The sequence below is a fragment of the Chryseobacterium turcicum genome (assembly GCF_021010565.1).
Lineage (GTDB): Bacteria > Bacteroidota > Bacteroidia > Flavobacteriales > Weeksellaceae > Chryseobacterium > Chryseobacterium turcicum.
On the sequence record NZ_JAJNAY010000001.1, the window covers coordinates 414,447 to 427,841 of the forward strand.

9 protein-coding genes are annotated in these 13,395 nt (G+C 34.6%); 4 read left to right on the plus strand and 5 right to left on the minus strand.

The window, feature by feature from the left end; translation table 11 throughout:
* Window positions 1-29 precede the first annotated feature (29 nt).
* Both pgi and LO744_RS02070 read right to left on the minus strand, forming a co-directional pair.
* Window positions 30-1,670, minus strand: a complete 1,641-nt coding sequence (pgi, locus tag LO744_RS02065; protein ID WP_230666895.1) for a glucose-6-phosphate isomerase — start codon at window positions 1,668-1,670, stop codon at window positions 30-32.
* 248 nt (window positions 1,671-1,918) lie between these two features.
* Window positions 1,919-2,830 (minus strand): DUF4349 domain-containing protein, encoded by a 912-nt coding sequence (locus LO744_RS02070; RefSeq protein ID WP_230666896.1) that lies wholly within the window; start codon window positions 2,828-2,830, stop codon window positions 1,919-1,921.
* 204 nt (window positions 2,831-3,034) lie between these two features.
* On the opposite strand from LO744_RS02070, the gene LO744_RS02075 reads away from it, so the two are divergent.
* Window positions 3,035-4,393 carry an acyl-CoA dehydrogenase family protein gene (locus LO744_RS02075; RefSeq protein ID WP_230666897.1) on the plus strand — a complete coding sequence of 453 codons (1,359 nt, stop codon included), beginning with the start codon at window positions 3,035-3,037 and terminating at the stop codon, window positions 4,391-4,393.
* An 88-nt stretch (window positions 4,394-4,481) separates the two neighbouring features.
* On the opposite strand, the gene LO744_RS02080 is transcribed toward LO744_RS02075, so the two are convergent.
* From LO744_RS02080 to lon, 3 genes are all read right to left on the minus strand, one after another.
* Window positions 4,482-4,859: a DoxX family protein gene (locus LO744_RS02080; RefSeq protein ID WP_230666899.1), complete on the minus strand. Its 378-nt coding sequence runs from the start codon at window positions 4,857-4,859 to the stop codon at window positions 4,482-4,484.
* Between the two features lie 110 nt (window positions 4,860-4,969).
* Window positions 4,970-6,082, minus strand: a complete 1,113-nt coding sequence (locus LO744_RS02085; protein ID WP_230666901.1) for an AI-2E family transporter — start codon at window positions 6,080-6,082, stop codon at window positions 4,970-4,972.
* Window positions 6,083-6,157: 75 nt separating this feature from the next.
* Window positions 6,158-8,566, minus strand: coding sequence for an endopeptidase La (gene lon / locus LO744_RS02090; RefSeq protein ID WP_230666904.1), 2,409 nt, complete (start codon window positions 8,564-8,566; stop codon window positions 6,158-6,160).
* A gap of 258 nt (window positions 8,567-8,824) precedes the next feature.
* Here lon and LO744_RS02095 point away from each other — a divergent pair, with 258 nt between their 5' ends.
* From LO744_RS02095 to LO744_RS02105, 3 genes are all read left to right on the plus strand, one after another.
* The gene (locus tag LO744_RS02095) at window positions 8,825-10,966 is read left to right on the plus strand and encodes a peptidylprolyl isomerase (protein WP_230666906.1); all 2,142 of its coding nucleotides are present in this window, start codon (window positions 8,825-8,827) and stop codon (window positions 10,964-10,966) included.
* 128 nt (window positions 10,967-11,094) lie between these two features.
* Window positions 11,095-12,045, plus strand: a complete 951-nt coding sequence (locus tag LO744_RS02100) for an MlaD family protein (protein ID WP_230666908.1) — start codon at window positions 11,095-11,097, stop codon at window positions 12,043-12,045.
* Between the two features lie 11 nt (window positions 12,046-12,056).
* Window positions 12,057-13,388, plus strand: coding sequence for a (Fe-S)-binding protein (locus LO744_RS02105; protein WP_230666910.1), 1,332 nt, complete (start codon window positions 12,057-12,059; stop codon window positions 13,386-13,388).
* Window positions 13,389-13,395 lie beyond the last annotated feature (7 nt).

Sequence of the window (13,395 nt, forward strand, 5' to 3'; positions counted from 1 at the left end):
AAATCAAAATTAATGAAAATCTACAACAGTTATTTATTAGATTTATAATAATTTATCAACCCGTTCGTAGAACTATCATGAGAGCTAATTGCTTCAGTGTTTTCAAGTTCTGGTAATATTTTGTTCGCTAAAACTTTTCCTAATTCTACCCCAAATTGGTCGAAACTGAAAATATTCCAAATTACGCCTTGTACAAAGATTTTATGCTCATACAATGCAATTAATTGGCCTAATGAAAAAGGAGTTAATTCATTGAATATGATTGAATTGGTAGGCGTGTTTCCGTGGAAGACTTTATAGTTTAGTAGGAAATCAATTTCTTCTTCAGATTTTCCTGACGCTTGTAATTCTTCTTCAACTTCCTCCTCGTTTTTACCGAAGGCTAAAGCCTCAGTCTGAGCAAAAAAGTTAGCTAATAATTTGTCCTGATGGTCAGAGACCTTATTTGGGCTTTTGGCATAGGCAATGAAATCAGCCGGAATCAATTCTGTTCCTTGGTGAATCAATTGATAGAAAGCATGTTGTCCGTTTGTTCCCGGTTCTCCCCAAATGATTGGTCCTGTTTCATATTCTACGAATTCTCCGTTTCTGTCGACACATTTTCCGTTACTTTCCATATCTCCTTGCTGAAGATACGCCGCAAATCTGTCTAAATACTGAGAGTATGGTAAAACTGCATGGCTTGTTGCTGCATAAAAATTACGATACCAAATCCCCAATAATCCCATTAAAACAGGAACGTTTTCAGAAAAATCTGCTGTTTGGAAATGTTGGTCAGTATTTTCTGCTCCTTTTAATAATTGTTCAAAATTTTCATATCCTACAGAAAGTACAATACTTAATCCAATGGCACTCCACAGTGAATATCTTCCACCAACCCAGTCCCAGAATTCGAAGATGTTTTCTTCTGCGATTCCGAAATCTTTAACCGATTGAACATTAGTAGATAAAGCAACAAAATGTTTTGCCACATCTTCCTGTTTTCCTGCTTTTAAAAACCAGTCTTTTGCAGAATTTGCATTCGTCATTGTTTCTTGAGTCGTAAATGTTTTCGAAGCAATGATGAATAAAGTGGTTTCAGGATTTAAGTTCTTCACCACTTCAGCGATATGATTTCCATCGACATTTGAAACAAAATGAACATCTAATCTTGTTTTAAAATGTTTCAATGCAGAAACTACCATCACAGGCCCCAAATCTGAACCTCCGATTCCGATGTTTACCACATCTGTGATTTCTTTTTCGCTAAAACCTTTGTGCTCTCCTGAAATAATTTTTTCAGAAAAAGCTTTCATGTGATTTAAAACTCTTTTGATTTGAGGCTTAATATTTTCACCGTCAACCAAAATTTCCTTATCAGAAAAATCTCTTAATGCCGTATGTAAAACCGCTCTTCCTTCAGTTTCGTTGATTTTATCACCCGAAAACATTTTAGAAATAGCATCCTTCAACTGACATTCTTCTGCAAGAGTCAAAAGAAGTTCTTTTGTTCTAGAATCGATTAAGTTTTTAGAATAATCGAATAAGAAATTGTCTTTTTTAATAGAAAACTCTTCAAAACGGTTTGGGTTATACTGAAAAAGACTTCTCAGTTCAAAATCATTGTTTCCAAAATGTTCGTCTAGAGCTTTCCAGCTTTGAGTATGAGTAGGATTTATTTTAGATAGCATATTTAGCGTTAGATTAAAGGTTTTTTAGAAATTTATTTGAATAAAATTGTCTAAAATCCCCGTTGATAAATTCTGATTTGCAAATTTACGGAATTTTCGTGCAATGATGTTAATTGAGGATTAAAAATCGTTTTGAAGTCATTCTATGTAAATTCAAAATTTAAATTTTACCCGAAAAAATAAAACCTCCACAAAATGCAGAGGTTGGAAAAATCTATGTGGATAACCATAAGGTTAGGATGCCAAGTTTACTCTTCGTGGGCTTGAATTGATTTTTTATTAGACTTATTTTTTCTGTAAAAATAAAATGCAATACCTGCAATAATTATAATGGGCCAAATCGCTACCAATCCAACAAGAATTTTTTGAATTAAATAAAACCCTTCTACAAAAGCATTTTTTGCATCATAGATAAAATTGAATTTGTATTTATTATCGATGTTTTTTGAGTTTGTAACAGCAATTTCTGCAATTCTAAGTTTGGGTTCTTTAATAAAAAGGTCAACGGTGCTGTATTTCAGATTGTCGGTCACATCAAGATTTGCCAATTTCTGTTGATTTTCTTCCGACATGTTTTCGTCACTCATTTTCACTTTATCTTTTGTGGTTTTGAGTTCAGAAATATTCTCGCTGGTTTTCTTTATTCTTTGTCCTTCCATTTCAGCATATTTAATGCTTGATGTCACATCTTCTGCATTGATAATTCTAGAATTCAGGAAGAGTTTTTTATCATTAATTAAGGTTAAAAGTTCGCCTAATTTTGCCGTAGGAACTCTTACCTGCAGTGTGTTTTCTGTCTGATATTTTTTCACCAGCATCGCTTCTTCATTAGAAGTATTATAAGTGTCTTCTGAAACAACTCTGCTTTGCAAATTACTATGAGTAACAAATCCGCCAAGTTCCTGTACCGATTTTTCGATAGAAATGGTTGCATCATACACGTCTTTTACTTCCATGTCAACATTTGCTGTTTTGATGAATTGCTTGTCTTTCACAGACATGGTTGCAACTGAGGAGACACTGTCTGAAGTATTTAATACAGCAGAATCTGCAGATGTTGATACTTCGTAATCACTTGTGGTTGCCTCGCCTTTTTTACATGAATAAATTCCTAATAAAAGTACGGTTGCGATGGTTAATCTGATGTGCGTCGTTTTCATGATATTGATTTTTAATGTTTTTGCTTCATCCAAAGTTCCAGCAGAATCGTTTGTAATGTTTGAATATTGCAGGTAAATATTTTGTAAATAATTATTTAATTTAAATATTTGAAATTGAGTGTTTTGTAAAAATGCTTAAACAGTTTAAGAAGTATTTCGGATTGATTTTTGCTGATGTTTTACAAATTAAACCACAGAAATAATATGTCAAATACTTTTTCCAAAATCAGAAACGCTATAGAATTATTCCGATCAATAGATTTTGATCAGTTAAGTGCTATTTCTCAAAAGGTAGATTTGCCAAAACTGATGCAGAGTTTTTCTAAATTAGATAATAAACAGTTGCAGGGTTTGTCTAAAATGCTTGATCCCAACAAAAAAAGAAAAGAACTTCCGCCTATTGATGGTGATTTCTACGATATTTATCATACGTTGACTCCCGAACAAAGAGAAGTACAGCTGAAAGTAAGAGCATTTATGGAAAAAGAAGTTAAACCTTTAGTGAATCATTATTGGCTGAGAGATGAGTTTCCACATGAGCTGATTCCGAAATTTCAAAAGCTGGATATCTGTGGTGTGACATATGAAGGTTACGGTTGCAAAGGCATGCCTTTTTTAATGGAAGGAGTGATTGCGATGGAAATGGCAAGAATTGACGCTTCAATTGCAACATTTTTCGGGGTACAATCTGGTTTGGCAATGGGCTCCATTTATATTTGTGGTTCTGAAGAACAGAAGCAAAAATGGCTTCCTCAAATGCAAAAGTTCGAGAAAATTGGAGCTTTTGGATTGACTGAGCCTGAAGTAGGTTCTGGAGCAGCAGGAGGTTTAACGGTTACCTGTAAAAAAACTCCTGAAGGTTGGATTCTAAATGGCGAAAAAAAATGGATAGGGAATGCAACGTTTGCCGACATCATTATTATCTGGGCAAGAGATTTAGATGATGGAGAAGTGAAAGGTTTTATTGTTGAAAAAGATAATCCAGGGTTTTCAGTTGAAAAAATTAAAGGAAAAATGGCGCTTCGAATTGTGCAAAATGGATTGATTACATTAAAAGATTGTTTAGTGACTGAAGAAAACCGTTTGCAAAATGCCAATTCATTTAAAGATACTGCAAAAGTTTTGAGAATGACCCGAGCCGGAGTTGCTTGGATGGCGACAGGTTGCGCAAGAGGAGCTTACGAGAGTGCTTTAGCTTACACAAGAACACGAGAGCAGTTTGGAAAGCCGATTGCTTCTTTTCAAATGATTCAGGGACATTTAGTAGAAATGTTGTCGAATCTGACGGCGATGCAGACGATGGTGTTCAGGCTTTCTGAAATGCAGGATGAAGGGATTTTAAAGGATGAGCACGCTTCTTTAGCTAAAGTTTTCTGTACGATGAGAACGAGAGATGTTGTTTCCAGAGCACGAGAAGTGATGGGCGGAAACGGAATTTTACTAGAATATGATGTGGCGAGATTTGTTGCCGACTCAGAAGCTATTTATTCTTATGAAGGAACAAAAGAAATCAATTCACTGATTGTTGGTCGGTCAATTACCGGTTTCAGTGCATTTGTATAAAAATAAATGGTGAATGGTCAATTCGCTTTGCTTGTCAATTTTTGAAATTCACTTGCGAAATCAAATTCACTATTCACCATTGACTTTTCTATTTCAGTAAATCCCGATATTTTTCTTTGTTATCGATAATTATCCAAAGGTTTATTAAAAAAAGAACTCCTGCAATAGACATTCCCATTGTAGATTTATCCATCATAAAATTATGAATTACAATTCCTACCATGACGGGTAAAATAACAATAGCACCTAAAGCTCTAGTTTTTGGAAAGATAAATAATAAACCGCCAATAATTTCTACAATACCCACTAAAGGCATCAACCAGAAGATTTTTCCAAACGCTGCAAAAAGTTCCATTTGCTCGGGGCTTGGTTTTTCCATGGGCATGTAATTGAAGAACTTGTTTAATCCTGCATTAATGAACATTAATCCAAACAAAAGGCAGATAATAAGTTTAATAATTTTCATAATGTTATTTTTCATTAAAATTAAATAAAATTCTATTTCGTTATGAAAAAATCAAATAATTATTAAAATGGAAGAAAATTATTCATTATTTATTACCAATTACTCATGCCCTAATCCATTTCCTTTAAAGTAATGTTTTTAGAGATTTTGTAAGATTTTTTCTTTTTATGAGGCTTTTCTTCCTCACCCAGTAATTTTCCCCAAGGTTTTAAACCATCAACTCTTTCAAAAATAATTTTGATGATGGCAATTGCCGGAATACAAAGAAACATCCCCGAAATTCCCCAAAGATGCTCGCCTAAAAGAATTCCGATGAAAGAAAACAAAGCGTTGATTTTCACCTTTGAACCCACTACAAAAGGAAGGACGATATTTCCGTCGATGGCATGAACGATTACATAGCCAATCGCTACATAAACACAAGTAGAAACTGTACCTGTTGCAAATGCGATAAAACACGATACTAAGAGTGAAATTGCAATTCCTATATAGGGAATAACGTTTAATAATCCGGTTAAGACACCCAGTAAAATAGCATACTTTACTCCTAAAATAGTAAGGACTGTTGTTGAAAGTACAGAAACAATAATTACCTGCAGGCAAAGTCCTATGATATATCTTTTAGTCATGATTCTTACTTCCGAAACGACTTCCTGAACGCTTGCTTTATGTTTTTCGTTGAAAACATTAACGATGAAATTATTTAAAATTCGTCTATAATTTAAAATAAAGACAAAAAACAGAATAAAAAACGCTAAAAAGCCCAAACTCGTAGAAAAAACACTAAAAGTAAAACCTAAAATAATTCCTGATGAAGATAAAAGCTTGCTTAAACCTTGGTCTAAATAATCGAGTTGCTCATTAATCTTCACATTAAAAGTCTGTGATACCCAATTTTGCAGATTATGAAAAACCAAATTAAACTGTTTGCTGAGATGTGGAAGGTCTTTGCTGAAACTTGATAGTTGTGAGCCGAAGAAAAAAATCATTCCAGTAAGAATAATCAACATCATCATTACCGAAATAATTGTCGAAACAGACCTTGGAAAGCTTAATTTTCGCTCCATAAAATTAGCTAGCGGTAAAAAAAGCATAGCCATTAAAAATGCTAAAAAAAATGGTGCTAAAATGCTTTGCCCCAGTTTAATAAGATAACCGATTCCGATGATGGAAATCACTGCTAATGCAAGTTTTAGAAGAAATGGAAGTTTTATAAAATTCATAATTGATAATCTGCCGTATAAAAATAATAAAACCTCACCGTTTTCAGATGAGGTTTTACGTTTATTGTTGAAAATTTATTTTTCGATTGCTAGTTCTAGTACTTCTTTCATCCAGTTGACGTAGTTTACTTTCAGATTTTTCAGGTAGTCCTGTTTTATTTCTTCTACGTCTTTTCTGTTGGCTTCACAAAGAATCACTTCTTTGATTCCTGCTCTTGTTGCAGCGAGTAGTTTTTCTTTAATTCCACCTACAGGAAGTACTTTTCCTCTTAGTGTAATCTCGCCGGTCATGGCAAGATGAGGTTTTACTTTTTTGTTTTTAAAAGAAGAAACCATAGAAGTAAGCATGGCAATTCCCGCAGAAGGTCCGTCTTTTGGTGTTGCTCCTTCTGGTACGTGAACGTGGATGTTTTTCTTTTCTAAATCCTCTTCACTGATTCCTAAATCTTCATGCTTTGCTTTGATGTATTCTAGGGCAATTGTTGCAGATTCTTTCATTACCGTTCCCAGATTTCCGGTCATCGTAAGATTTCCTTTTCCGTTGCTGGTAATACTTTCAATGAATAAAATATCTCCACCTACACTCGTCCATGCCAATCCGGTTACTACTCCCGGAACATCTGTTAATTCAGACAAGCTTTTTGGTCTTGGAACACCTAAAATTTCGTCAACTTTATCAACGGTAATTTTAGCATCGTATTCTCTTTCCAAAGCGGTTTGCAAAGCAACCCAACGTGCGATAGCAGCAATTCTTTTTTCTAAAGTTCTTACGCCACTTTCCGAAGTGTGTGCCTCGATAATATGTTTTAATTCAGGATTTCCAAGTTTGAATGACTTTGCAGTCAAACCGTTTTCTTCCTGTTGTTTTTTTATTAAATGTCTCTTGGCGATTTCAATTTTTTCCTCTAGAGTATAGCCTGCAATCTGAATGATTTCCATTCTGTCTAAAAGCGGAGTCTGGATGGTAGAAAGTGAGTTAGCTGTTGCTAAAAACATCACTTTAGATAAATCATAACCCATTTCTAAGAAGTTATCATAGAAAGAGCTGTTTTGTTCAGGGTCAAGTACTTCAAGTAATGCTGAGCTCGGGTCGCCGTGCATTCCTTTTCCTACTTTATCAATTTCGTCTAAAACAATCACTGGGTTTGAAGTTCCCGATTTTTTAATAGACTGAAGAATTCTTCCCGCCATTGCACCGATGTAGGTTTTTCTATGACCGCGAATTTCGCTTTCGTCATGAAGTCCGCCCAAAGAAACACGCACGTATTTTCTTCCCAAAGCATCGGCAACCGATTTTCCGAGAGAAGTTTTACCAACTCCTGGAGGGCCTACCAAAAGTAAAATTGGCGATTTCATGTTATTTTTTAATTTTAAAACAGCCATGTGTTCTAAAATTCTTTTTTTAATATCTTCTAAACCAAAATGAGCTTTATCTAAAACTTTTTCAGCCTTTTCTATATCAAAAGTATCTTTTGTGAAAGTTTCCCAAGGTAAATCTGTAAAGAAATCTAAATAGTTTCTCTGAACATTATAATCCGGAGAATTAGGATTCTGACGCTGTAGTCGAGCAATTTCTTTTTGGAAATGTTCTTCTACTTCTGGTTTCCAGTTTTTGTCAGCCCCTTTTTTTACTAAATCTTCAATATCGCTTTCAGGGCCGCCTCCCAATTCGTCTTGGATGGTTCTGATTTGCTGATTTAAGAAATATTCTCTTTGTTGTTTGTCTAAATCTTTAGAAGTTTTTTGATGAATTTGATTTCTCAATTCCAATTTTCTGAAGTCCTCATGCATCATTTCGTAGCACTTATTGGCTCTTTCCATCAGACTTTTTTCTTCCAAAAGCTTTTGCTTTTCCAAGTAAGGAAAATTAGCATTTGTACTCACAAAATTCAACAAATCTTCGTTGTTGCTGATGTTTTTTATAGCAAAGTTGGCCGCATTCGGAATATTAGGGTCTAGCTCAATGATTTTTAGAGCTAAATCTTTAATGTTTTCCAACAACGCTTCGTATTCCTCTTTATTTTTAGGCTTTGTATCTTTTAATTTAGTGATTTCAGCTTTAAAATAAGGTTGAGAATCTACAACTTTTTTAATTTTAAATCGATGAAATCCTTTGGTAATAGCGGTAATATTTCCTTCCGGAAGTTTAATAATCTTAATGATTTTCGCTAAAGTTCCTGTGTGGTAAAGGTCTTTCTCGGTAGGCTGTTCTACATCAGATTTCTTCTGGCTTACAATTCCGATGTAATCACCGTTTTGTTGTGCTTCTTCAAGTAATTGTATAGAGGTCTTTCTTCCTGCAGTGATAGGAATTACAACATTCGGAAACATCACCATATTTCTTACAGGAAGTATAGGGAAAATGTTTTGCTCAGAGCTTTTCTCGTTATCTATATCCAAATCAGAAAGGTTGATTTCTTCAGCTACAATATTAAAACCGTCGCCAAGAATATCATCAAAATTTATATCTTCAAATTCTGTCATAATAAATCGAATGACAAATTGTCATCTTCAGTTTAAGTCGTTATAATGATAATTTACAATATGCTTAGAGAAAGCAATATGTATGAACTGTATATAAAGTTGACAATATTAATGCCATTTGTTAATCAACAAAAAATACGGTCAAAATTTCCATTTTAAGCGTATTTAAATTTTAAAAATTAAAAACACCACTTATATTTCTGTAATTTCTTAAAAATGTGTATTTTCGCACACTGATATAAAAACTATATTTACAAAATGGCAATTTTAGGACAGATTAGGAGTAGACCTTGGCTTTTGATGGGAATGATCGCATTGGCGCTTTTAGCGTTTTTGGTAAACCCGGAAAGCCTTGATAAGGTTTTTGGTAAAAACCCTGATGTTTTAGGAAAAGTAAATGGTGAGAAAATTACTCGTGAAGAGTATAATGACCAGCTTTTCGTATTACAACAGCAAGCGGATCAACAAGGGCAGCCGAAAAATGGTCTAGAAGAGCAGGCTTGGCAATTATTGGTGCAATCAAAGTTGGTAAAACAACAATTTGAAAAAATGGGCTTTGAAATGACAGATGATCTGTTTTGGAATCAGCTTCAGTTTGATCAAATGTTTGCGCAAAACCAACAGCTTTTTGACGAAAAAGGTAATTTCAAACTCCAGGAATTAAAAAAAGAAATTGAAACCCTACAGAATACAAACCCTGAAGGATACAATCAATGGTTGAAAACTAGAAAAACTATTGAGTACAGAATTATGGCAAGACAGGTTTTTGCTAATGTTTCTGCAGGTATTACTACAGGTAAAAAAGAAGCTGAAGAATTGATGAAAGAAAGAGATCAGCTTGCTGATATCGATTTTGTGAAAGTTGATTACGCTTCTTATCTTCAGAAAAATAAAATCAAAGTTACGACTGAGGATTTAGCAAACTATATCAAAGCGCATACGGTAATGTTTAAAACAGAGCCAAGCAGAAATTTAGGAATTGCATTTTTCCCTTCTCAGCCTAGTCCTGCGGATGAAGCTGCTGTACAGAAAGAAATTACTAAAATATTTTCTGGAGGTACTGATGCAAGTAATGGAAAAGAAAATTTCCAAAATACAACCAATGATTCAATGTTTGTAATGGCAAATTCAGATATGCCTTACAACAATACATATGTTCAGGCAAATCAAATGCCTCAAGGGTTACAAGGGAAAATCGAAACTGCAGCAATTGGTCAGGTTTTCGGACCTTACAAAGAGCAGAATCTTTATGTATTATCTAAATTAATAGATAAAAAACCTTCTGATTCTACCTTGTCAAACCATATCTTAATCGCTTACAAAGGTGCTGAAAGATCGACAGCGACAAGATCTAAAGAAGAAGCTAAGAAAATTGCTGACAGCTTAATGGCTGCGATTAAAGCAAACCCTGCGAAATTTGCAGAAGGTCTTAAGCTTTCTGATGAGCCAGGTGCTGTTGAAAGAAAAGGTAGTGTGGGATGGACGACTCCTCAAAGTCAGTTTGCTCCAGGATATTTAGCATTTTTGGCTAATAACCCTAAAGGTTCTACAGGTTTAGCTGAAACTGAATTTGGGTATCACATTATCAATGTAGAAGATAAAAAAGCTGGAACAATGGGCTACAAAATTGCTCATATTGTAAAAACAATCAAACCTTCTGAAGCTACAGAAGCTGAAGTTGATAAAAAAGCAAGAAGATTTATCCAGCAAATTCAAGGGAAGTCTTTCAACGATTTTGTGAATATTGCTAAAAAATCAAACTATCAATATTCTAATGCTAAATCAGCAAAAAGATTTGATGGTCAGCTTCAAGGTTTAGGAACTGATAAAGATGGTGAGATCATTGCTTGGGCTTTCGATAAAAAGAGAGAAAAAGGTGATACAGAATTCTTTACTGTAGAAGGAACCGGAGATAAAGTGGTTGTTTACTTAAACGGAAAACAAGAAAAAGGTCTTGCAGATCCAGAATCTGTAAGAGATCAGATAGAAACAATCGTTCAAAATAAATTAGCTGCTAAGCAGATTTCTGAAAAAATCGGTACTGCAGGTAGTTTAGATCAGGTTGCTACAAAATTTGCTACTACAAAACAATCTGCACAGGTTAATATGCTTAACCCTTCTGTAGCAGGTTCTATGGAGCCTAAAGTTGCAGGTGCTGCATTTGGTATCGCAAAAGGAAAAGTTTCAAACCCAATCGAAGGAGGTACAGGTGTTTATGTTATCGTTAAAAAGAATGAAACGATTAATAAGCAACCAGGCGATGTAAAACAATTTACAGAGTCAGTTACTCAAAGAAATGCAGGAATGTTTGGTCAATCTTGGTTAAAGAGCTTGCAAGACAATGCAGATATCGATGATTACAGAATTGAAATCTGGAGTAAAATGGGAAATCAACAGTAGGATTTTAATCTGAAAAATATAAAAGCGCCAAAGTAATTTGGCGCTTTTTTTGTATTTAACCCACTGCATTAAAGAGAAACATTAATTTAAAATGTGCTATATTTGCTACATTAGAAAAAATTTACCAAGTGAAATTCAGTAAAGAATTAAAGGCTGGTTTAATCGCGATTTTAGCTATTGTTGGCTTCGTGATTTTATTTCAGTTTATGAAAGGCAGAAGCCTTTTTACTACCGACAATATATTTTACGCAAAATATGATAATGTGGAAGGACTTACGCAGTCTTCTCCAGTTTCCATTAATGGTCTGAAAGTAGGGCAGGTTGATAAAATCATTCCTCAGACGACTAGTGACGGAAAAATACATTTCATCGTAAAGGTTACCGTAGATAATAATTTTGAGTTTTCAAAAAACTCTAATTTAGAAATTTTTGAGCCAAGCTTAATGGGCGGTAAAGAAATGAGAGTAAATCTTTTTTATGGTGGTCCTACTGCAAAAGATGGAGATACTTTAAAAGGGGCTTTCAAATTAGGAATGATGAACAGCCTTTCTTCACAAGTAGGTCCTGTAAAAGATCAATTACAAACTGTTTTGCATAGAGTAGATTCTTTGATGGCCAATGCTAATCAGGTAATGAATGCTCAAAACAGAGAAGAAATCAAAGTATTGCTTCACAACCTGAACAAAACGGTAGGAGCATTAGAAACTACAGCAGGAAGTGTAAACAAATTGGTTGGTAACAACGATCCTAAACTTCAGAAAGTTCTTGATGAAGCTAGTTTAACCATGAAAAGTGGTAAAACAACTTTAGATAAATACGGAAATCTTGCAGAAAGTATCGATACAAAACAACTGAATCAAACAATTGCCAATTTAGATCAAACTGTTGGAAAGTTAAACGGTGTGATTTCGGGTATTGACAGAGGTGAAGGTAGTTTAGGAAAGATTATGAAAGATGATCAGTTATACAATAATCTGAATTCTGCATCAACTAATCTGAATTCATTGCTTGAGGATATGAAAGCCAATCCTAAGAGATACATTAATTTCTCAGTTTTCGGTAAAAACAGTAAAGACTAAACATCTACTCTATGCAGTATCTTGATAATGTAATTTTTCTGATCTTACTGATTGCTGGTTTTGGGCTTTTTGGAAAAAGTCTTCTGAAAATCTACAGAAACATCAGGTTAGGACGAGAAATAAACCGCAGCGACAGAAAATCTGAACGTTGGGAAACCATGGCGAGAGTTGCTATGGGACAAAGTAGAATGTCAGCAAGGCCTGTAGCAGGTATTTTACACCTTTTTGTGTACGTTGGCTTCGTGATTATTAATATCGAATTGATCGAAATTATCGTTGACGGAATCTTCGGAACTCACCGTTTTCTAGCGACAATTTTCGGACATACTTTCTATAATTTTTTCACAGCAACTTTAGAAGTGTTAGCACTTTTAGTAATCGTTGGGGTAGTGCTTTTCTTTATCCGTAGAAATTTCTATGGAGTGAAAAGATTAACAATGAAAGAACTTTTCGGATGGCCGAAAAACGATGCCAACTGGATTTTAATCATTGAGTTTGCTTTAATGATGGCTTTCTTTACCATGAATTCTTCAGACTTCATTCTACAACAAAGAGGAGTTTTGGCAGCACATGGAAGCTTTCCGATAAGTGAAATGACTCTGGTTCCGTTTTTAGAAATTTTCAGTTTTGACAATATATTTTTAGAAATTGTTGAAAGAGGAGCTTGGTGGTTCCACTTCATAGGGATTCTGTTCTTTATGAATTACCTTTATTATTCTAAACATTTACATATCATTCTTGCGTTTCCAAGTACTTGGTATGCTAATCTTGATTTGTATGGAAAATTCAATAACCTTGAATCGGTTACCAAAGAAATAAAATTGATGATGGATCCTAATGCTGATCCTTACGCAGCTCCGGCTGAAGGTGCTGAAGAAGCTCCCTCAAAATTTGGTGCTGAAGATGTTTTTGATTTGAACCAGGTTCAGTTGCTGAATGCCTATTCTTGTACAGAATGCGGAAGATGTACCTCTGTTTGCCCTGCCAATGTAACAGGTAAAAAATTGTCTCCTAGAGCTATTTTAATGAAGACGAGAGACCGTTTGGAAGAAGTAGGTAGAAATATTGATAAAAACGGAAAGTTTGAAGACGATGGTAAAAAATTGTTGAACGACTACATCTCTAAAGAAGAACTTTGGGCTTGTACTACTTGTAACGCTTGTACTCAGGCTTGTCCGATACTTTTAGATCCGCTTTCTATTATTTTCGAAATGAGAAGATTCTTGGTGATGGAGCAATCTGCAGCGCCACAGGAATTAAATCTGATGATGACGAATGTAGAAAACAATGCTGCTCCTTGGCAATACAATCAGGCAGACCGTCTGAACTGGGCAAAAGACTAATTAATTT